This is a genomic window from Paenibacillus hemerocallicola, assembly GCF_006265175.1.
Classification (GTDB): domain Bacteria; phylum Bacillota; class Bacilli; order Paenibacillales; family NBRC-103111; genus Paenibacillus_AB; species Paenibacillus_AB hemerocallicola.
Window position 1 is genome coordinate 63,691 of record NZ_VDCQ01000004.1, and the last position, 22,386, is coordinate 86,076.

16 protein-coding genes are annotated in these 22,386 nt (G+C 56.1%); 4 read left to right on the plus strand and 12 right to left on the minus strand.

Annotated elements, in window-relative coordinates; all coding sequences use genetic code 11:
• Nucleotides 1–58: 58 nt before the first annotated feature.
• From FE784_RS03965 to FE784_RS03985, 5 genes are all read right to left on the minus strand, one after another.
• Complete coding sequence (locus FE784_RS03965) at nt 59–2,254, minus strand: glycosyl hydrolase family 28-related protein (RefSeq protein WP_176705954.1); 2,196 nt, start codon at nt 2,252–2,254, stop codon at nt 59–61.
• 21 nt (nt 2,255–2,275) lie between these two features.
• Nucleotides 2,276–3,430 carry a glycosyltransferase WbsX family protein gene (locus FE784_RS03970; RefSeq protein ID WP_139600832.1) on the minus strand — a complete coding sequence of 385 codons (1,155 nt, stop codon included), beginning with the start codon at nt 3,428–3,430 and terminating at the stop codon, nt 2,276–2,278.
• Nucleotides 3,431–3,460: 30 nt separating this feature from the next.
• Complete coding sequence (locus FE784_RS03975) at nt 3,461–4,999, minus strand: exo-alpha-sialidase (protein ID WP_139600833.1); 1,539 nt, start codon at nt 4,997–4,999, stop codon at nt 3,461–3,463.
• Between the two features lie 72 nt (nt 5,000–5,071).
• Complete coding sequence (locus FE784_RS03980; protein WP_176705955.1) at nt 5,072–6,148, minus strand: sialidase family protein; 1,077 nt, start codon at nt 6,146–6,148, stop codon at nt 5,072–5,074.
• Between the two features lie 67 nt (nt 6,149–6,215).
• Complete coding sequence (locus FE784_RS03985; protein ID WP_176705956.1) at nt 6,216–7,541, minus strand: ABC transporter substrate-binding protein; 1,326 nt, start codon at nt 7,539–7,541, stop codon at nt 6,216–6,218.
• Nucleotides 7,542–7,742: 201 nt separating this feature from the next.
• Between FE784_RS03985 and FE784_RS03990 the strand changes: the two genes are divergently transcribed.
• Nucleotides 7,743–8,639, plus strand: a complete 897-nt coding sequence (locus tag FE784_RS03990; RefSeq protein WP_139600836.1) for an AraC family transcriptional regulator — start codon at nt 7,743–7,745, stop codon at nt 8,637–8,639.
• 6 nt (nt 8,640–8,645) lie between these two features.
• On the opposite strand, the gene FE784_RS03995 is transcribed toward FE784_RS03990, so the two are convergent.
• Nucleotides 8,646–10,811 carry a Sip1-related alpha-galactosidase gene (locus FE784_RS03995; RefSeq protein WP_139600837.1) on the minus strand — a complete coding sequence of 722 codons (2,166 nt, stop codon included), beginning with the start codon at nt 10,809–10,811 and terminating at the stop codon, nt 8,646–8,648.
• Between the two features lie 371 nt (nt 10,812–11,182).
• Between FE784_RS03995 and FE784_RS04000 the strand changes: the two genes are divergently transcribed.
• A complete protein-coding gene (locus FE784_RS04000; protein ID WP_139600838.1) occupies nt 11,183–13,060 on the plus strand; it encodes a hypothetical protein in 1,878 nt (625 codons plus the stop codon).
• Between the two features lie 116 nt (nt 13,061–13,176).
• On the opposite strand, the gene FE784_RS04005 is transcribed toward FE784_RS04000, so the two are convergent.
• The 6 genes from FE784_RS04005 to FE784_RS04030 all read right to left on the minus strand — a co-directional run bounded on the left by FE784_RS04005 (nt 13,177) and on the right by FE784_RS04030 (nt 19,852).
• Entirely contained in the window at nt 13,177–13,626 is a 450-nt protein-coding gene (locus tag FE784_RS04005; RefSeq protein ID WP_176705957.1) for a NanQ anomerase/TabA/YiaL family protein, read from the minus strand.
• A 54-nt stretch (nt 13,627–13,680) separates the two neighbouring features.
• Nucleotides 13,681–14,898, minus strand: a complete 1,218-nt coding sequence (locus FE784_RS04010; RefSeq protein WP_176705958.1) for a mandelate racemase/muconate lactonizing enzyme family protein — start codon at nt 14,896–14,898, stop codon at nt 13,681–13,683.
• A gap of 20 nt (nt 14,899–14,918) precedes the next feature.
• Nucleotides 14,919–15,929 (minus strand): D-2-hydroxyacid dehydrogenase, encoded by a 1,011-nt coding sequence (locus FE784_RS04015; RefSeq protein WP_139600841.1) that lies wholly within the window; start codon nt 15,927–15,929, stop codon nt 14,919–14,921.
• A gap of 98 nt (nt 15,930–16,027) precedes the next feature.
• The gene (locus FE784_RS04020) at nt 16,028–16,804 is read right to left on the minus strand and encodes an alpha/beta hydrolase family protein (protein WP_139600842.1); all 777 of its coding nucleotides are present in this window, start codon (nt 16,802–16,804) and stop codon (nt 16,028–16,030) included.
• Between the two features lie 76 nt (nt 16,805–16,880).
• Nucleotides 16,881–18,431, minus strand: a complete 1,551-nt coding sequence (locus FE784_RS04025; protein ID WP_139600843.1) for a hypothetical protein — start codon at nt 18,429–18,431, stop codon at nt 16,881–16,883.
• 77 nt (nt 18,432–18,508) lie between these two features.
• Entirely contained in the window at nt 18,509–19,852 is a 1,344-nt protein-coding gene (locus FE784_RS04030) for an extracellular solute-binding protein (RefSeq protein ID WP_139600844.1), read from the minus strand.
• Between the two features lie 141 nt (nt 19,853–19,993).
• Between FE784_RS04030 and FE784_RS04035 the strand changes: the two genes are divergently transcribed.
• Both FE784_RS04035 and FE784_RS04040 read left to right on the plus strand, forming a co-directional pair.
• Nucleotides 19,994–20,932, plus strand: a complete 939-nt coding sequence (locus FE784_RS04035; RefSeq protein WP_139600845.1) for a helix-turn-helix transcriptional regulator — start codon at nt 19,994–19,996, stop codon at nt 20,930–20,932.
• Between the two features lie 283 nt (nt 20,933–21,215).
• Entirely contained in the window at nt 21,216–22,334 is a 1,119-nt protein-coding gene (locus tag FE784_RS04040; protein WP_139600846.1) for a GGDEF domain-containing protein, read from the plus strand.
• The last annotated feature ends 52 nt before the right edge of the window (nt 22,335–22,386 follow it).

A 22,386-nucleotide genomic window follows, 5' to 3' on the forward strand; every position in this document is an offset into this window, starting at 1 on the left:
ACGGGATTAGCGTTACTTCAAAAAATAAATGAAAGGAATTCGCGGCACGCTGCGCCGACTACAAATTCCCTTCGCTCACCCAGGTGCCCGGCGTACCGGTTGCGGTACACCTCCACCCTTTCGGCGCGCCGGCCGCGGGAGTCCGGTTCGCGAGGGAGTCGCCCGCTCGCCAATATCCCGTCGTCGGCGCTGCGTTCGCTAGGCCCTGGAACGAGCCGCCAACGTACATACCCTGAATCGCACCGGCGGCGATCAGCTCCGCCCCGTTCCTGCAAGTGTTGCCATATATGCTTATTTTCCCCTTCTCGGAAGCCGCTGCGGATTGGGGACCGATCGCGACGGCGGGCAACGCGCTGCCGCCAAAGTCGTTGTCGCTGATCGTGACGTTGGAAAGCTCGGCGTTTCCGGCAATATGACGGTTAAGGAACGGATTGCCCTGCGGCTCGAATACGCAACCCGTCACGGCGATTCTGTCTCCGCTCGTCCCGAGATGGATGTTCGCCATCAAGGAGCCGTCGTTTTTGTGCCCGCATGCTTCAAATCGCGAATGATCGATTCGGATGCAGTCCGACCGGCTGCCGGACAACAGCACGTCGTATTTGCCGTTGAGCGCAAAATCCGCTTCTATCCGCGCTCCGTATACGTCGGACAGCATGACGCCCTGCTCCCATTTCGAGAAACTGCCCGTTACGGTCAGACCGGCGCATACGAGCTTGATCGCCACAGCCGTCCCGGCCGCTTCGGAAACCCTGGAAGGCTCGATCGGCACCGCATTGGCCTCCGTTGCGCTCAGAGGCGTCGTCTTGGCGATGATGACCGATTTATCTTCACCGAGCCAAATCCGGTGACCTCTCGGAACGGATACGGCCGGGCTGATCGCGGACAACAACATCGTCGTCGCCCCTAAGGCCAGTGCGGTCGTCAATGTGCCGGCGAACGTGGCGCCCGCAGCCGTCAATCCGGTCTTGCCTCCGGTTTGCGCCGCCGCCGTCCCCGCAGTCCGCGCATCGATCGTACAGCCGATGCACCCGTATATCCGGCTGCCGTTGGCAGTCGCGCCGGTATAGGCGATCCGGCAGTCATTGCTGTATTCGACCAGCGCCAAGTACTCGCCAACGGATTCGAAGCCGACGGCCGTCACGTCTTCCAGTGAAACGCCGGATGAGTAGTACACGAGAATTAGCGGACTGCCGCCGTATGCTTTCTCCGGCGACAATGAATAGGCGACTCCGCTTATGCGAATGGACGATATCGCGTCCAGCGTATAAGTCGGCCCGATGGGCGTACGCACCGTGGCGGAGGAGCCTTGGATAAAAATTGGCGCGGACGCCTTGTTGGCGGGCCTTGCCGGCGGGTCCCCTATTTCGACGTCGCGGATGACGATGCCGGTCTGGACTTTGTGCTTCTCCGCGTATACGGCAACCTGGGCGTAGACGTCGCCCGGAAGAATGCGGATCGGGCATATCCATCCGTCGAAAACGATATTTTCCACGATTATGTCGTATACCGCCGACAAGATGATGCCATAGTTGCCGACTATGTCGTTGTATGGCAAAAAGCGGATGTTGCGAATGACGCCGTCATGCGGATGGTACGAATACGTGACGGGCTTGTTATGAGCATCGCCGCTGCCGACATCGCCTCCCCAGTGAACGATAATGCCCGCGTCGAAGGGACCGTAGAAGACGATATCCTCCAAAGCGAAATCGTTTACTTGTCCGAGCACCTCGACCGCCTGCGCTTTCCGGGTGGCGTTAAGGCAATACAGCTTGGCGCCGTACACTCTGACGTCGGAGCAAACTTCCCCCGCAACGGCCTCATAGTCCCCTAGGCGAAACACGTTCCCGGTATTGCCGTCCGGCGGCGAAGCCGTATTCGTAACTTCGAAGGTCGCGTTCAGCACCCGCGTATTGGAGCGCAGCAGCAAACCGTTGTCGTTCGCTCCCAGCTCGAGCACGAGAACCGCGCCGTCGTCGAAAGCCAGCGTACAGTTTTCCACGACGATATTTTTGGCTTTCCAGCGTCCTTTCGGAAAACGCACCGCGCCGGACAAGCCGCCCTTCGCGGCGTCGATGGCGCTTTGGATAGCGTCCGAGGCGTCCGCCACTCCGCCGGAAACCGCCCCGTAATCGACGATATTGATATCCGCCGCTCCCGCTCCGTATACGGCGTTTGCGCTTCCTCCCATAATCCCTCCCGCGGCCATAGCCGCCCCGGCCAAGCCGAGCGATGTCAGCATGGCCCTTCTCGTCATGGTGTTGGTTTCCTGCATCTTTTAATCGCCCCGTTCCGTCAGAAATACGTTGCGCACGGCTTCCAAATAGGCCATACCGTATTCGGTATCCGGCTCGAGGTAGCTGCCCTCCGTCCATTCGTTCCATGCATTGATGGAGACGATGCGGGGACTCCGGTCCGTTTCCTCCACGAAAGCTTTCGCATCCCGTAAAGCCTGCTCGAACTGCTCCGGCGTATTGTCCGCCAGTACCGGCATGTACGGATATCCGAGATTGTCGAACCGGTCCGATTGGATCGTCCGGGGCGAGGAATCCCAGCCCATCGTCACATTCGGGAAATAAGGCAGCCGGTACTGCCCGGTCAGCGTCTCCATCGTCTGCTTCGCTTTCTCGCGGACTTCGCCGTACGGCGTCTCCGGAAACCGCTCCAGCCTGTGATGATGGATCCAGACATAAGAGGCGACCGAATCGAACCCGAGCAGATCGAGCATTTCGTTCGCGTTCGTCACCTTCTTCTCGCCGGGCAGCAGCTGCACGCCCCATACGACCGCATTGAGGTGAAGCTCCCCCAGCCCCGCATCCCGCACCATGCTACGGAACCGCTCCAGCGCCTCGCGCGTCGCATCGATCGAACCGAGCCCGGCGACGAGGCTCATCAATTCGTATATAGAAACATATAACCCGCCGTCAACGCGCCAGTAGGACGGGTGATGGAGGTAGGTGCGAATCATATGCTCGCACGCCTCAAGAAACGCCTTTCTCGAGACGGCGCCGGAGGCGAGCGTCTTGTACGGCCGGCTTCGCGTGGCGGGGTGAATATCTTGCCAGTCGTGGTTCGCCCACATGAGCGAAAATTTTATCCGGCCATTGTTCTCCGCCTTCAGAAATCCTTCCTCCAGGGCGCGCTGCAAATAAGGTCCGTCCTCGTACCAATACCAGTCGAAAATGAACGCGTCGATCCCATGGTCGGAAGCGGCGTCGATTTTCCTCGCCATTACCTCCGGATCAGCTTCATCCTCGCAGCCCCAGAGCGGCACCTTCGGCTGCGCATGTCCCGGAAACCGGGGAGTCGCCATCCGGACGAGCTCCCATTCGGTCCAGCATTCGCCATGCCATTTCGCGTTTCTCGGATCGGGGTGGTAATTCGGAAAATAATACGCCGCAACTTGAATGCGGTCCGGCTGAGATTTCTCCATACGTCACTCCCCCTTTGTCGGCCGCCTCGTTCAAGGGGCAAGCTCGAACAATTGAATTTCATTCAACCCGGCCCATCCGAACGATGCCGTTACCGTCACTTTGACAAAGCGGATCGTTTTGCCGCAATCGAAATATTTGTAATCTACTTCGTTCATGCTCGCGTTCGTATACATCTGTACGTTATCCCAGTTAATGCCGTCCGTCGATATTTGCACGTCCGCGGTTTCCGCATAGCCTAATTTTAGTAAAATACCGATAGTTCCAATCGTATGGTTGCCTTGCAAATCGATCATGAATGTCGCAGGAGACGTCGGTGTTGCGGTCGCATTTTTGAAAGCTGCGCTGCCGTAGGCGATGCTGCCGTCAAGCGCGCCTTTCGGACCTGTGGCCGAGTTGTTCGGGTCCGAATACTGCATATCCGCCGTCACGGTAATGGCCGATGACTGGTACATGCCCGCGAGGTTCATCTTCGTGCCGAAATCGCCTTCCCAATTGCCGAGCTTGGAATACGTGCCGCCCAGGATCTGCTTATGCGCATCGTAATAGACGGTAAACAACCGGCCGTCATCCAGCAGGACGGTGGATGAATAACCCATATCGGACGTCAGTCTGTTCGAATATAAAAGCCGGCTTGCCGAGCCGTTCCACGGGTCGCTCAGGTCGCCGATTTTCACGACGACCGGGCGGCCCCCGCCAGGATACTGAAATTCGCTCCATGCCTGGAATATTCGATCGGTACCGGGAATGCGGAACAGCTCCGGGGCATGTATTTTCTTATCAAGCTTTACGGGAGTGCCCCATGTGGCGCCGTAGTCATAGGAATTTGCCTCATAGCCCAAATTGTCCGCCGATGACACTCGGATGAGCCCGCGAATATGTCCGTCCTCCAGCTCGGCGATCGCTTGCTCCACCATATGAATGCCTTGTATGTAGCCCATAACCGTCTCGGTCGTAGAAGGCCATGTCGCCCCCTGATCGGTGCTCCGCACTACGGTAGTTTGCTGATAACCCTGACCGGGGGCAGGGCCGTACAGCGGTATGAGCAAATCGCCGCTCGACAGCTCGATTATTTTGGACGAAGTCGCCGCCCAAGCCATATTCGTTCCTACCGTAACCGTACTGCCCCAAGTCGCACCGTTGTCCGTACTGCGAATAACGCGTACGTCGATAACCCCTCCGCTGTACGTGAACCACGATACGAGCAGCGTCCCGTCCGATAATGCGGCAATCGACGGATCGCGATCGTCGTATGTCGTATCGGTTACGGTTTGCGCCGCGCTCCAGGAGACGCCGTCATCCGTGCTCCGCTTCATCATGATCTTGCCATTGCCGCCTGCATGACTTTCGGACCAATAGTAAACGACGACCAAATCGCCATTGCCCGCTTTGACGATATCGGGAAAATACGGCTTGTAGCTGCCGGAGGCCGATACGACCGTACTATCCGGAATGGTCGTATGCCGCACCTCCGCGAGCGCCCTGCCTGCGGGAAAAAGCAGAACAACGAATAGCCATAACGATACCGCAATCGCCGCATAAGAAATACGCTGAATGAAAGTCGCTTCCATTTCCGATTCCTCCTCGTTTGTTCTTGTTCCTATGCCATCCCTTCCCCGTCGGACCCTCGCGGATGGCGGCGATCAATCAATCTCGCAGATCGTTGCCGCGATGTATCGATGCCGCTCGCCCGGCACCGAATAGTAGTACATGACGATTACCCGGCCGTCCTGAAGCTGGATGGCGCTCGTGTAGCCGATGTCGGAGCCGTGTCCGTCTTCGCGAAGAATGACTTCCTCCGCCTCATCCAGCCGTTCGCATTCGGCGTCCAGCAGCACGGCGCGAATGCCGAACGGCCGAAACCGGTAACCGTAAGACATCAGCACCCGGCCGTCGGCAAGAGGGAGCACATGGAACGGACTGGGCGAATAATACGGATGCCGGACCGGGCGGCTCCAAGTCAGTCCTCCGTCGCTCGATTCGCATGTGACTAGCGGATAAGCCGACTGGCCGTCCGCCGGCTCGGGCTTCGCTTTGTGACAGCGGATGAACAAGACGAGCTTGCCCGACGGCGTTCGATGCAGGTTCGGCTCGAAGAGACCGTAACCCGCTTCGGGAGCGATTTCGGCATGAACCGACCATGTAACGCCAAGGTCGTCCGTCTTCCCGACGACTACCCTCGACACGCCGCCTTCCGAACCGTAAAACGGGACGAGCAGCGCTCCGTCGTCCAGCTGGACGCAGTTACCGCGGATATATACGTCTCCGAGGTTCACGGCCGCCGGTTTATCCCACGTCCTTCCCCCGTCGGACGAGCGCAGCGTATAAGAACCGACCGGCCTGGCGGCCCATTTTCCGAAGACGGTGTGCGTATACCCTCCGAGCCGCTCCGCGTCTGTCTGATCGGCCACCTTCAGCATGAACAGCGTGGCGAACAGGCTGCCGTCCCGAAGCACGTTCAGGCACGGGTCCTGCACGCCATAGAAGAAGTCGTCGTACAGCACGGATGCTGTCTTGCTCCATTCGATCCCGTCTTCGGACGTAACGAGCACCCCCTTGGACGACGGATCGATATGATCCATGCCGTACGTATCCAGCCGGTTCGGGGCTTGCCGGAAAGCGGCAACGTACAGTCCTTCCCGATTGCGGATAACGTTCGGAAACGTATTGTATTGCTCATCCTTGTATACGATCATGTGGCGGACAGGCTTGATTGACAATGGACTTGCTCCTCTCTGATAGGCATATTCTTCTTCCCGGAAAACCGAAAACCCAAGTACTGACGGCCTACTTCGCCTTTTCCGCCTTGATCGCGGCGTTCGCCCGTTCGGCCGCTTCGCGCAGCGCGGTATTGACATCCTTTTTCTGCAGGACGTTCGCTTCCAATGCATATTGAAGCTGGTTTCTGGCCAAGTTGTTGAATTTCGTGAACGCCGACGCCTTCGCGTACTTGGCCGGCAGCATCGCCTTCACGTTTTTCCCTTTATACATGGCGGTGTCCTGCCCGAACGAATTGCGCAGCGTCTCGCTCGCCAACGCGGTCGGGAATTGGCCTTGCTTCACCATCGGCAGCTGGTACTCTTCGGATGCCAAGAATGCGATCACTTCAAACGATACGTCGCGATGCTTGTTCGTCGCCGTCATGTAGAACGAAATCGGGTAAGGCTGCGGCCCTACGCCCGGCAGCTCTTTGAACTCGGGAAAAGCCGCCATATCCCAGTTCATTCCTCCCAGCTCTTTCTCGGTATATAGCGTGCTAACCGGAAGAAGCATGGCAAGCGTCTTATCTTTTGTGAACATGTCGCGCATGGTACCTGCCGACAGCTTCTGCTGTGTCGGTTCTACGCCTGGCAGTTCGAAAAACCGGGCCACATTGGCCGTCATTTTGTTCCATTTCTCGTCGGCGAATGAAGTCGTGTCCGTGGCCGGGTCGACCATATTGAGCGAGAACTGGTTGCGCACCATCAGATGCTGGAACGATACCATGAATCCGTAATATTGAACGGAACCGTCTTTGCGGGTCACCTTTTTGGACAGCTCGTACAAATCGTCCCAGGTCATGTTGTCCTTCGGATACGGAACCCCGAACTTGTCGAATATGTCTTTGTTGTAATAAATAGGCGACGGCGACATCAAAGTTGGAAGCGCATACATACCGCCTTTGGACATTTCCTTCATCATGTCGACGGATACCGGATCGATTTTGCCGAGATCGTACTTGTATTTCTGGATAAGCGGCGTAATATCGGTTTGCATGTTGTACTTGTTAATGACGTCGTTGAACAGCCCGCTCGAAGCGAAAATGATATCGGGCGGCTGGCCGGCGGATATCAAATCCTGCACTTGGGTCAGCTTCGTAAACGGCGAAAATCTCGGCGTCACGTGCGGAAATTTCTTCTTGATCGGCTCGCCGATCTCTCTCATGAACCGCTCCTCGGTATAATCGGATACCCCGTCGTAGAATACGAGCTCGACCGGTTCCTTCTTCGCGACCGCCTCCTTTTCTTCGGGCTTGGCCGCCTTGCCCGGCTCCTGTTGTCCGCTGCCGTTCGAGCAGGCCGCAGCTATAAGCAGCGATCCCGACAGCAGCGCCAATGCGCTCTTCTTGAACATAATCATCCAACCTTTCTTGTTTGCCCCCGATTTGCATGGCGATATCGGCTTGCAATAATGATACTATTTTGCCGGCGATAACCGCTGCTCCCACATAGAAGGGAAACGGTTTCATTCGGCGAAAACCGTATTGATATATTTAGAATATACGGTACAATGGTTATTAACAATAGAATGAAATTTCGATAAGGGTGCATTATTTTGCTATATCCTCACGCCGAGTTGGAGCGCCAATCGTTCCATACCCGCTACTTGACCCCGATGGCGGACAGCCTTCGGCTGACGTCCATCGGCTGGGAATACGTCAATTCATCCGCCTATAAATGGGACGGCCTGAACCGCCTGTCGCAGGACGCGGGCGTCTTTCAGTTCACCTTGTCCGGGCAAGGCGTCATCCGCTACAACAACCGGGAATACGTCGTCCCGAAACATTGCGGCTTTCTGTGCACGATACCGGGCGACCACGTCTACTACTTCAACGAAGACGATGGCGATTGGGAATTTATGTTCATCTCCGTTCAGGGCGAAGACGCGATCCGGCACTGGAAGTCGTTAATCCGATTGTTCGGGCCGGTCATCTCGTTTCAGGACCAACCCGAACCGATGTACATCGTCAGCAGACTGTACGCTCATTTGTACGACAACCTCGACTTTGACAAATACGCCGTCTCGGTCGAGCTGTACCGGTTCGTCATGGAAATGCAGCGAATCGCGGAAGGACACGATATCGTACAGCTCGCGGAAACGCCGGAGCCGATCCGCCGCTCGATCCAACTGATGCGGTCGCAGTACGCCTTGCCGCTTACGCTTGAAGAGCTCGCGGATTGCGCCGGCATATCCAGGTACCATTTCTGCCGCACGTTCCATGCGAAAACCGGGCTGCAGCCGATGCAGTATTTGCGCAAAATCCGCATCGAGAAAGCGTCCGCTCTCCTCAGCCAGACGCGCAAAACGGTCGAGACCGTCGCCCGCGAGACCGGCTTCGACAACAGCAACTACTTCATCCGGGTGTTCAAGCTGCTCGTCGGCATGACGCCGAACGAATACCGCCAAAGCTGCAGCGCGGAGTCGACGCATTCGCTGCGCATCGAGAAATGATGACGGTCACAGCTCGATGCGGACCACCGTTTCCCGGCGGGACGCTACGTCTTCCGTCGGACAGAACACCCGGTACAATCCGGCCTTCTCGTCCGCCGTCTCCACATCGGCGGGCTTGCCGTCGACGAATGCCGAGAGCGGCTTCCTCTCCGAGACGAACGAGAACGTGCCGCCGTCCTTCAGCCTCACCTGCACGTTTCCCCCTTCCCATGCAGTCTCCAATACGGCATCGGCGGCGACCAGCTTGTCGGTCAAGCCGATTGCGGTGAACGGACCTATGGCCGCCGGGACGATCAGGAATAGCGCGGCTTCGAGCCGCTCCAGACGGACCGGGACCGTTTCTCCCCGCCGCAAGCGGTGCGCCGTACCGCGGAACGAATCGTATACGACAAACGCCTTGCCGGCCAGTCCGGGAATATCGTCCGGGCCTATTTCACCTTCGACCGGCCGATCGCCGTCGTACACGTGAAAAGCGGCTACTATGCCCGCCCCGCCCGCCGTATTCCATACTTTGAACGCACCGGGAGTAATCAGCGGATTGACTGTCAGCCATTCCTTCGTAGGCTGGCCGACCCGTTCGCAACGGATGATTTTGCCGTCGCCGTATACAAGCGGCCGGATGATGTCCGGGTTCGTCCGTCCCGGACCGTCGCTGAAATAGACCGGCCCCCCGCTGACGGCGCGCAGCGTCATATGAGGAACGGCGTCGTGGTGCCCGGTCCAGAACATGTCCCAGTCTCCCCAATAGAACGGGCCGTGGTACACCGAGTTGTATGCATTTTGCAGCGCGTGTTCCCCGAACCCGTCGGCGATTTTCGGCAGGAAATCGTTGCTGCTCCGGGATACCGAGGTCAACGGCCGGTGCCAGACGTTCTCCGACGCCATGCCCATGCAGTTGATCATGCAGCCGTCGAAATGAAGGGCGACGGACGCCTCCAGACCGGCGTGAAAGGCATGCGCCGTTTTGGCGATCGACTGCTCGCCGCCCATGTACGAATAGAGCGAGCTTTGGTTGTCCACTTTGACGAAATCGATGCCCTGCCGCTTCAGACGGGAATGCCACAGCTGCCAGAAGCCGAAGTTTCGCCCCGCGTCCGGATGCGGGATCCACCTGCCGGTTCGCGTCTTGTACCCATAGTTCCGCGCCTCCGCAAACGCCTCTCCTTCCGGATCGATCCCACCCCAATAACCGGCAATGTTGTGCCACGCCCCAACCCAGCGGATGCCGTGCTCATCCTTCAATCGGCGTACGGTGCGGCCGAGTCCGCCGGGAAACTTCTCCTTATCGGCGCCGAAGGAGGCCAGCTTGCGATCCTTGACATCGGACCAACCGTCGTCGATCATGAACCAGCGTACGGGCAGCCCCAGTCTTCCAAGTTCCGCGGCCTTCTCCTCCAGTCCCTTCTCGTCCACATCGGCATAGAAGGCGTCCCAGCTGCACCAGCCCAAATATTCCAATATTTCGGGGTACGCTTTCTCTTCCTTCGGAACCCCTCCGGCATCCCGCTCGGCAAACCCTACAGCAGCGGCATCGGCTGCCAGAAGGTACGGATCGATTCCAGCACCGAGAACGAAAGAAACGGTACGAATCGATTCGCGACCGCTCTCGAAGGCGGATATTTGAACGGCCAGCCCGTCCTCGCACCCGGTCAGGTCGGTTCTGTACAGCTCGTCGCACACGGGAAGCATGTAGCCGTACCCTTCATCCGTTTTCCACAGCAGCGACTGGGTCCGCGCCGGAAGAAGGCGCAGATCGGTATCGAAATGCGGCCTCGTCCACCATTCCTTATGCCTGGAGGCGGCCAACAGCCCTTGCAGCCCGTCTAATTGCCGGAACACGATGCGGATGCCACCTTCGGCCGCGAACGTGCGCTGGGCGTGGTATGCCGTATCGTTGCGGATAACGGCGTCCACGCGCACCGCCATGAACGGCCCATTTGCCGACAAATGCAGCTCCGCCCGGATTCTCCCCTGCGAATCCTCGTACAGCAGCTTATACTGCTCCGTCCGAGTGCCGGTACTTGCATCCGGTGTTGCCGGGTTCGCGGATTTCAGCAGCAATTCGATTTCTCCCTCGCCAGCGACGGACACCCGGACGCCGAATTCCTTCAGGACGATGGCGGGTTCGCCGGTGAACGCGATGGATGTTGTTTCTCGTTCGAATACGAACATAGCTTGTGTAATCTCCCTTATGCCATATTATCGAAGCGCGGCGTTCCAGACGAATGCAGCTCATCGTTGACAAATTAACCATATTCGTTCCCGCAAAGTCCGACAATAGCACGAAGTTTCGATCGGATGGAACGATTTTGCTCGTGGAGTTCAGCTGATACCAAATAGTCACCAAAGTACCGGTTGGAGTAATACGCGTCCCTGTTAGCCGAGAAAAAGAACGGCTATAATGCAGGTAACATTCACGCGGAGCATCTTGGAACAACGACGAGAGGAGGGCAAATCGGCAGTTCTCGACGCCTGCTTGCACGCGGGCATAATCCGGCATCCAGAACGACTACCGAACAAACCATCGTTATTGGAGGGTATTTATGGTCCGAACATGGATGAGAGCGATACTCGCATCGGCACTGGCGCTGGCCTTGACTCCTGTCGCCGCATTCGCGTACACCCCGGGACAGGAGGTCCCTATCCCGTTTCCGAAACGCTATTTGCCATTCGACACGCCGTACGTCAACTTTACCCCAACAGGAGGACAGGTCCTCGTCTCGAACGCGCCGGAAACGATTAACGAGAACGGCGCGAAGCGTGCGGACGGTAGCGAAATAACCGGACAATACAACGCCGCATTGTACAGGGACACGGTAACGGGGCCGTTCCGCTTCTGGGCATCGCATTACAACAAAACGACGCATAAGCTGAAGTTTTGGCTGCATGTGAAAAACGTCTCCGGCGAGCCGATCCGGTTTTACAAAACGATGGAAGCTTACGACGATGCGAATGTCACGGCAGCGGCGAGCAATGTGACGAAACGGTTTATGAACGCTGAGCCGAACCCGGCGCTGCTCGCAACGATTCCCGCAGACGGTTCGTATTATTTTGCGATCTCGGATGCGGATCATGTGAGTATCGGGGAATCGATGGTCTATTTGGCCGAATTTAACGCCGTAGCGGAGGACGACGGTGCGAGCGCCAACGTATTGATGTCGCATGTGGTCACAACGGACTCGGTTAACGACCCTACTCCTTACGCCGCGACCGCGACGATCGCCCGTACGAATGCAACCGCCGACCGGTCCGACGACTATCGCGGATTGTTGGCGCACTGGGGTAGAGCGGGGGCTGTCAACTTGACGCTGACGGACGCCAACCCGTTTACGGGATTGAGGATCTCCGATCTGGGCTATTCGGGAGAGCAAGAGAAGCTGATGACGCGGTGGGACGTGCTCGGAAACCCTGTGGAACAGCGCGAAGTACGCTTCATCACCCCGACGGTGAACAAGCTGCGTTTGGCTTATTGGTATACGGACTATAACGTCGATGTGAACATTACGAACGAGACCCGTTATCCGATCGTCCATACGTTGTACGGAAGCAACGGTTCGAATCCCGGATTCGTCAATTATCAGGTAAACGGGGCGCCGGCGCTGAACTATCACTTTAGCACGAACACGGTAGTACCCGTCGCATCGACCGGAACGTATCGGCTAAGAACGATGGTCATGCCGTCGGCTTCGCTACCGTTAGGATTGTTTTTCGCTGCGGGAAGCCCCGATGCGGTTCCGAACGAGCTCGCCGTCGTTCAAGCCGAGACGACAGCCCTTCAATCGCATGCGGATCAAGCCCGGACCACAGTCAATGCGATGGCGGATAGCGCGGATAAAACAGCACTGCTGCAAAGGCTCGCAGCACTTCAAGCGGTCATTGCCGCATCCGGGAAAATGCCGGCGGCGGAACAGGCGGCCGCCGCATTCGAACAAACGCTGCAGCAGGCGGATTTGTCGATCGGCAACCCGAAGGAACGCGAGCGAACGCTCGCCGGTCTGCGAACGGAATTGCAGAAAGTCCGGGATTTGCGCGAGAACGTTCAAAGCTTGATCGTCGCTTTGCCGGCATCCGATCAACCGGTTGTACAAGGTCATATCGATAGCTTGGCAAAGCGTTCCGCCCGTATCAACGGCATCGTTCAATCTCTTCAAGCCATATTAACCGAAGCGGAAGACCCGATGAGACAAGGCAACGGAACATTGCCCCGTTTTAAGGCCGAGCGTGGAGCAACGGTCGATTTGGGAGAAATGGCCGCGGATGTCGTCGGAACGGCCCCCGCTATCCGCTGGATCTCCTTCGACTCCGCGATCGCATCGATCGATCCGGAGGGCAGGCTGACGGGGAACCGAAACGGCGTTGTGAAAATCGCCGCATATGACGATCTGGGAGTACACTATGTAATCGTCGTCGTTCATCATTGAAACAGTAAAGCCGCTCCCGAAAGGAAGCGGCTTTTGAATTGGAGGTTTGTCCATCTTTGAGCCCACGGCTGCCCGGTGCTGTTCATGATCTTACCGTTCGCCGGCCGGTGCCCAAATTAGATCATGACCTTGATCACGATTTTTTTGACCGGTAGGGCCGTTTCAAGCCGGATGCCGGGCATATGCACGTCATGCGGAGCGAACAACGCAAAGTGTCCTTCATGGAGCGTGAAAAAATCGCCCGATGCCGCGAATAAGGCGTAGTCCCCGTCCTTGTCATAAGGGCGGGTCACTTCAGTCCGATCAATCGGGACATACCCCAACGTCTCGCTGCCTTCCGCCATATACTGAACGTCCAAATATTGCCGATGCGCCTCCCAGAGCCCTTTCTCCTTCGGCTTGGTCTCATAATGCTGAACAAGGGCATACACATGATCGCCGTCAATCTCGTATTTCCCCGGTTCCAGCATCTCGCAATCGCGGGTCGCAAGAAATTGCGCCGCCAGCTTCAGCCTGGAGTGCACGCTTGCATATTGTCCGATGTGCCGTAACGAATCTGTAATCAATGCGGGTTCTCTCCCTTGTATATGCTTTATGCTTTACATAGCCGACAGCCGGCTTTAAGTAGTCAACACTTTCCCGGGGACCGAATTAAATTCGCCGCTGCCCGGAACGAACGGATATTTGTTTTTAATCTCGTCGGTCATAACGATGCCGAGGCCGGGCTGCTCCGGAGGCCATACGAAGCCCCCTTCCAACCGGAACGAATCGCGCACGATATCGCTGTGAAGTCCGGCGTAATCGGGCGGAATTTCCAAGATGAGCGTGTTTCCGCTGGCGAAACCGCAATGAATGTTCTGCATGAGGCAGCCGCCCGCTCCCCAGGCATGGGTCGCGATTTTGCGTCCGTTCGCTTCCAGCATGGCCGCCACTTTCATAAATTCGCCGAGTCCGCCGGTAAAGGCGGCATCCGGCTGGCCGATATCGAAGCAATTCAGATCGTCAAACAGCTTCCATTCGCAGCTTCCGGTCAAGCATTCGCCGCCGGCAATCGGAACCGTCGTTTTTTTGCGCAACTCGGCATAGCCCGCCGCATCCGTATAATGCAGCGGCTCCTCGAAAAACAACAGATCGTAAGGCTCGAGCGCCTGCAGCACCGTAACGGCCGTATCCACATCCCAAGTATTCGTCGGACTGTTCCCCATATGCCCGTCAAGCATAAGGTGAACATCCTTGCCGACGCGGTTGCGGATGAATTCCAGTTTATCGGCTTCGAATTCGGCGATTTCCCTCTTCGAATTCGGCATGTGCCAGCCGCCGCGGCTCGTATCTAGACAGCCGGCTCCCAGCTTCACTCCGTTGAAGCCGAGCGATAAATAATGATCCAGCTTGGCCGCAAGCTTCTCCTTCGGATAATTGCTCGGACCTCCCGTGGCATAGCAAGGAAGGCGATTATATTTCCTGCCTCCCAGCAATTCGTATACCGGCAGTCCGTACATTTTGCCCTTCAAATCCCACAGCGCGGCTTCAATGCCGTTCAGTACGGAAAGGCCCATGCCGACCCTGCACCAGAAATTTCCGCTATGGTACATGCGTTGCCACAATTCCGCAATGTTATCCACCGGCTGTCCGATCAAAATCGGTTTGAAGAAATCGACGATTGTCGGCACGCTTTCCGGAAAAAAGTAGCCGATATAGGTCTCGCCGATGCCGACCAGCTCCGTATCGGTCCCAATCTCGATAAAGGCGGCGCTGCGCAGCTTGCGCGATTCGCTTAAAAACGGATCGTTCGTGCACGGTCCTGTCAGCAGAACCGTGCGAACATCGGTAATTTTCATAGTCATAGCTCCCTAAGGTATCATTGTCCTTCCAGTTGGGCGGGCGACAATTCGTTCAGTAGAGGCTCCTCTTGGGCAAACCGCCTCACGTTGTCCACAAATATCGACCATATCCGCTGTTTGAAATGCGTGCTCTGCGAAGATCCGGAAATATGCGGCGTCATAATCACATTCGGAAAATCCCAGAGCGGATGGTCGGGCGGCATCGGGTAATGGTAATGCGTATCCAATGCCGCTCCGGCGATCCAATGCTCGCGCAGCGCGCAAAGCAAAGCGTCTTCGCGAATGATCGGCCCGCGGGACGGATTAAGGACGAAAGCGGTCCGCGGCAAAGCTCGCAGCTCCCGCTCCCCGATCATCCCCTCGGTCTGCCCGGTCAAGGGGACGGCTACGACCAATACATCCAAATCCCGCAAAAAATCCGCCTCCTGCCCGCGAGCGAATACCCGGTCAGGCAGCGTGCCTCGGGGATCGCCGGTGCCGGGAACGCGGTACGTATGACCGCGTTCCTTAACCTGCTCCCGAACGAGCACTTGAACATGCATGCCCATCGCTTTGGCGAGACGCGCCGTCTCCCGCCCGATTCCGCCATAACCCCATATCCCTACGTGCAAGCCGCGGATTTCCGTCTGAAACTTTGCCGAGCGATCCCATACTTTATGCTCCTGATTGCGGAACATCCCTCTCATATCGCGCGCCAGCTGAAACATCATCGCCATATTCCATTCCGCGATCGGCACGTCGAATACGCCCTGCGCGTTGCAGGCGCGAATGCCCCTTTCCGCCAAACCGACGTTTACGACTTGGGTATAACCGACGGAGCTGATCTGGATCAAACGCAGTGCAGCGCATTCGTCCATGTTGGACGGCGGGAATGTGCAAAACAAAATGTTCGTGTTCTTTGCCAGTTCCTCCGGCAATGGCTCCGGCCTTTCGCGTGGAGCAATCGTCCGGACACGGACGCCAGGCATGCTCCGCAACTGCTGCAGCAGCTCGTCGTCTATCGGCATATCAACCAATATGTTAAACATAGGAACCTCCAACGGGTCCCCAATAAGTGAAGGCAGCCTTCGAAGCTTATTCCTAGTACTTTTCGGGGAGCCCCTTCTTAATCATCAAAACCATTCATTTACAAATTCAGCAAAAACCTCGTTCCTTTCTCGTACCAGCGGTCGCCCATCGTATGGCCGGGATCGTCGGTACAGAAAAACTCGACCAGCGATTCGGGATGGCCGCAAGCCAGATTACGCTCGGTCAGCTCCGTATACAGCTTGCAGCAGCTTAACGTGCTTACCCGGATATCCCGATTGCCGATAGCGATAAACAACGGTTTGCCCGCCAAGTTCTCGACATAGCGGTGAAGCTTGAGCGCATCCACTTCGTCCGAATCCTTGATCGCGCCGAACTCGCTCAAATAACGCCAATCCGTAACCGGCGCAAAGCCCGCTGCCCGCGTTACCCGCGAGTCGGCGATAAGCAACCGAAAGGCCAAGTACGCTCCCCTGGAAGCACCGCAGACCGCGATTTTGCCCGGGGTTGCAAAGCCGGATCGGATGCAGTCATCAATGACTGCCCTGGCGTCCCGTACGAAACGTTCGAAGGGATCCTCCCCGGATCGCAATGCATTGCAAAATCCGCCAATCCCTTCGCCATAAGGCTCGATGCGCTCTCCGTGACAGGGGATATCGAAGCTTATGGCATAATGGCCGTTAGCCAGAAAACCGTCGGCGGTCGCGCGGTAAGGCTCAGTTGCCAGAGGCGTTCTCCAATCGGCGCCGACCGTAATGAGAAGCTGCGGATCGTCATGAATACGGTGACCTGCCGGACGCCTCATTACATATTTCAAGCTCTCGCCGCAGCTTTGAATCACATGCTCGGAAACCAGTTCCTTACGATCTTCTTCCATTAATCAACACCTCTTCGAATAGCGGAGCGCCCCTTATCCCGCGAGGAGCACTCCGGTTTCTCAACCTTTCACGGCGTTATCCTCCGATCGGGGTCGGTTCGACGCTACTCAGGCTTACTCCGTATACGGCATACAAGATGGGCTCCTCGGCGCCGCTCCTATGGAAGACAACCCTGATACGCACCTTTCGCCCTGCCAGTCGCTCAAGCGGCTCGCCCGGCCACTCCATAGACGATTCCAAGCCATCCTGACGAACGATCCCGCCGTTTTCTCCCGAGAATCCGGCAAGCGGACGGAACTGTTCGTCCGATAGTTCGATGCGAATTCCTTGTACCCCCTCGGCATTGACCCGAAACTCGAAATCGCGCTGGGGCAGCGTAACCGGCGAAGACCATAACGACCCTTCCTCTTGATCGGAATGCAGTCGCATTGAGCCCCAACGATCGCGGGGCAGTACAGCGAGAGCAATTTCCCCATAATAGCGATCGAGAACATCATTCCATGTATTCCGCCATCTGCCATGATAAATCCGGGTTTCGTCGCCTACGTTCAAAAATCCGTTCGCTTGGCAAAGCACGGTGTGGTAATACTTATCCGGGTGCGGTGTAACAAGCGATTGCTCACTATGCAAGTACACGTGTCCCTTTACCGGCTCGCGATAACGCAAACCGTCATCGCTCAGCACCAGACCGAAATCCCCGCTTATTTCCGTAAAGGTTTCGCTATTGTGCCAGATCGAGTACAAACCAACGGCAACATTCCCATAGATCATCGGCGCCGTCCCAAGATGCACTTGATCGTAGCTGCCTTGTTGCCCGCGTTTGGCCGGATCTTGCGGGTCGGGGAGCGCGAACGATTCCGCGGTTTCCTGCAGCCAGCTGTCGAAATCGGCCGAAATATAGGCGAAGCCCTGTCTGCCCCGATCCGATCCTCCCTCGCCTTTCCGCCACCCGTTGCTTGAATGGCCGTTAACGATGTAATAGCCGTTGAACTTGTAGAAAGAGCAGTGCTCCACGAATTCCTTGACCGGAACTTTGGCGCCCGCCGTCCAATGGAGGCCGTCGGGACTAGTCGCCGTACGCATCGTCGGCCAGTTGTTCGTCTCTTCCGTATGGAGGTAATACTGGTACACCATTTTATAGCGCCGACTCGGGTCCGGATCGTCTTCATCCTTAATTAGCGTTGGGCAATGGATAATGGAGTCGGGAAAAGAAATGGCGTTGTTGTTTTTGCCGCCATGAAACGGCAGCTGCCCCAAATTCGGCTTTTCCCACCGGATACCGTCCTCGCTTTCGGCATAGCAAATCGGTCCCTGCAAAATTTTGGCAAGCGACTTCCTTACCCGAAGCTGTTCCAAATCCTCCGGGGGCATGTCGGGATTGAGTCCCAGACTCATACCCACATACCACATCCTGAATTTCCCTTCGTCAAACAACACGGTGCCGTAAAAATGCGAGGCCAGCGAATCCGGCTCGCCCGGACCGCCTGGAGTCAAGACAGGCTCCGGTCTGACGATCGGTTTGTTCATATGCACGCATACATTTTTCCGGAACGGGAAGCAGCTGTCGTCGAATGAAAACAGGCTCGCCCTCTCTGCAGCTATTCCCGTGGATTGAAAATAAAACATGCTTGTATTCCCCCGATCAAGTTTTAACAGACTTTGAAATTCCTTCGCGCAAGCAGAAACGATGGCTGTGCTTTCTGCTAATAGGCGTTGTCCACCACGATCAATTTCTTGAGCTCCTCGACTTTCTTCAACGCCTCTTCTTCGGCTTTGCGCAATGCCGTGTTCATATCCGCGGTACCGAGCAGCACCGAGTTTCCGCCGTTGGCATAGATCGTATTCAGGTCGACTGCCATGGCGCCGTTATACGTAAAGGTGGCCCATTTGTTGTAGTAAACCGCGCCCCAGTTTTTGCTTTTAAAGAAATTTTCAGTTCCCAGCAGCTTCTGCACCTCTACGTTTTTCACTACCGGAGCGATCCCTTTCTTCGCCAATTCGCTTTGGACTTCATTGGAGACAATATAGTTCAGCACTTCCATGGCGGCGTCTTTGTTCTTGGCCATCTTCGTAACGGCCATCCCCGTCGTAATCGGCTGCGGACCCGTACCGGGCAGCTCCTTCCATGTCGGCAGCGACACCAGATCAAAGTTCATGGGCTCGAGCTGCGCTCTGGAACTTATCATATTGGCGCCGACAAGCGTTCCCATTGCGCTCGTGCCGGCCGTAAGAAACTCGTTAATATCGTTGCGGCCTTTAAAGTATGCCGGCTCGACCGTATTTGCGGCATCCGCAATATACTTCTGGAAAAAAGTTTTCCATCTGTCGTCCGTATTGATCGTGGGAGTTGTTGTGCCCGGCTTCAACATCGGGATGGAAAGGGGATTCGCACGGAACAAATAATTCAGGGAAGGTATGTATCCCGAATATTGAACCCCTCCCTCGTTGCGCGTCAACCGTCGGGATACGGCGTACAAGTCGTCCCAGGTCATCCCGTCTTTCGGATAGGGAACTCCGAATTTATCAAAGAGCGTTTTATTGTAGTACAGCAGGGGAACGTCGGCTTGCACCGGGAAATAGTAAATGCCTCCGCCAAACGATTTACCCAAGATGTCGCTATAGGATGGATTAAACCGGCTTAGATCGACCTTGTTCTTTTTGGCCAGTTCTGTCATATCGTATGCGTAGCCGTATTGGAACAGCTGCTTCTCGAGCCAGCCGGTCGAGGCGAAGACAAGATCCACATGCGTTCCGGTCGTGGCCAATCTTGTCAGCTTCTCGTCGTTATTTCCGGCCGTATCCGTCATATACTTGATCGTATAATTCGGAAATTTTCGGCGCACCTGATCGCCGAACCGCTGGTTAAAGTAATCCTCCGTATCGCCGGCCATCGTATAGATGACAATTTCTGCCGGCTCTTGCACACTTTTGACGATCTCCTTTGCCTTCCCTTCCGAGCCGGTGCCAGGATTGGCGTCCGAGTTGTTGCAAGCGGAGAGTATAGCTATCGTCGATAATGCAATGAAAAAGCGGCCGCTTCTCTTCATGGAAAATGTCCCCCTCGTTTGATCATTTCCGACGCAGCCCAGTCAAAACTGCGATACCGCTTGCTGTTGACGATCCAGTCCGCCCCTGTGATACAATGTAATAAATTTGACCGCGAACTTTGCCGTTGAGGAGTGAACCCCATGACGAATTCGCAAATCCGGACCGTCCCTGTCACTTGGGATCAATTGAACTTTAAAGTCCGCTTCGGCTCGCTGCTGTTCGACTTTCTGCTCGACAGCAATATTTACCCGATGAAGATCGACTACAACAAGAAGCACAACCATGCCGCGATCGAACTCCAATTCATCGATTCCGGTATCGGGACGCTTGTATTGGAAGATCGCGAGCAGCATCTTGAAACCGGTTCCATTCATATCATCGGCCAACACATCTTTCATTCGTTCAAGCCGGATCCCGTTCATCCGGGGGAGCGCTCCACTCTCCGCTTCACCTTCCGGGACGTTCCGACCGTGGACCCCTGCTTTCCGCAAGAGGAAGCGGAACAGATCAAGTCCGTGCTATCCGGGCTGACTTACAGCCAACTGACCGACGCAACCCCGAATCGTGCCATTTTCAGCTTGCTGTCCGACGTACGAACCGAAATTGAAGCGCCTTCCATAGGCTCCTATACGAAAGTACTCAGCTTGTTCGCCCAGATTATCGTCGATCTAATACGCGCCATCCAAATGGAGCACAAGACGAATCTCGGATATCCAATGCCCAACAAGGAAAAGCACGACCGTTGGTCTCCTCTTATCGACAGCTTCTTCTCCGATTGCCAGCAGCCTCTGACGCTGGATATGCTGGCGTCCACGCTGAATTTGAGTACCAAGCAGACGAATCGGCTTCTCAAAAAACATTTCAATACCTCGTTCAAGCACAAACTGATGGATACGCGGGTGGAAGTAGCCAAGGACCTGCTGCGAAGGAGCAAGCTGTCTATCGAGAGTATCGCGGGCGATATCGGCTATGCGTCGACTCAGTATTTCTGCTATCTGTTTCAACAAAAGACCGGCATGACCCCCTCGGAATACCGCAACATGGAACAAAACCGAAATACCGTGCCCGGTAACACTTGATGCTGCAATGGACGAGGCTGCATCACCTCCTTGTCTGCCATACTCGCGCGATGACTTTCACCACAAGTGTAGCCGACGAAACGAGCAGCCAACAACAAGCTGAACGGACATCTTTCTGCGAATATTGTCCTGAAATAGGAACGACGGTGCGGCCGGCTTTCGCAGTACACGGAAAGAGCGGCCACTCCGTGTTTCGATTCGAGTCCAAGCGAATTGTTCCATATCCGTATTCCATTTTGTGGTATGATACGGATAGTTGAAGCGGCGGGAGAATCGATAACCCATGAACATGGCGGAAGCCGAAGCCATACGTTCCATTCATTTCGAGAAATGGAACCGCAAAACGTTGAACGCGTATTGGATTGTCGTCCTCATTTCGGTCGTCGCCGAACTTGTCGGGGCTTTTTTTGTGTGGCGGCTCGATTCGCGACCGCTAGGCCTCTATTTCCTCGAGACGCTGCTGCTGCCCTCCTCTCTTGCGGCCGCGACCGTGCTCGTCTCGGAATGGGTCAACAAGCACTTACCCGCATGGAGCATCTATTTGCTCATCACGGCCGGCACGCTGATCGCCGCCATCTTCGTGACGATCCAGCCGAAAATCGACGGCCTGCAAATGACCTTCGTCATACCGATGCTCGTCTCGGTCTATTACTTTCAATGGCGCAAGCTGATGTTCTCCTTCGTCGTAAACCTTGTCGCCTTGTGCCTCATCCTGCTGCTTGATCCCGAGTATTCGGCCGACGTCGACTGGCGCGAGGTAGTCAGCGCCGTTACCCTCATGACCTGCGGCGTCGTGCTGGCTTACGGCATTATGAGCCGCGGAGCGGAAATCCAACAATATTGGGTGCGCACGACCCAGGAGCAGCAGGAGCTTCTCGTACGCAACGCGCTGATGGAACAGCTGTCCAAGACGGACGCGCTTACCGGACTGTACAACCACAAGACGTTCCACGAATATTTGGACCGGCTCGTCGAGCAAGGCGAGAAGCACGGATTGAAGCTTCAGCTCGCGATTATGGATATCGACAATTTCAAGACGATCAACGATACGTACGGCCATTGGGTCGGCGATCTGGTATTGAACCGGGTCGCACAGACGATCAAAAGCTCGCTGACCTGCGACGATTTCGCCGCACGGTATGGAGGGGAAGAATTCGTCGTCATTTTCGCGGATAAAACGGAGGATGAAGCATTCGGGACGGTAGAGCTAATCCGAAACGCCGTATCGCGATACGACCATGAGGAGCTGGGCCGGCAGCCCGTGACGATTAGCGCGGGATTGCGCGGTCATGTCCCGGGAATCGGGAAGGAGCGGCTGTTCAAGGGAGCGGACGAAGCGCTATATGACGCAAAGCTTGCGGGGAAAAACAGGACGGTCGTATACCGGAGCTCCGCGGAATAGCCGAACCGGTTAACGGTGATCCGAATTCCCGAATCGCAGGTACAGAAAAAAG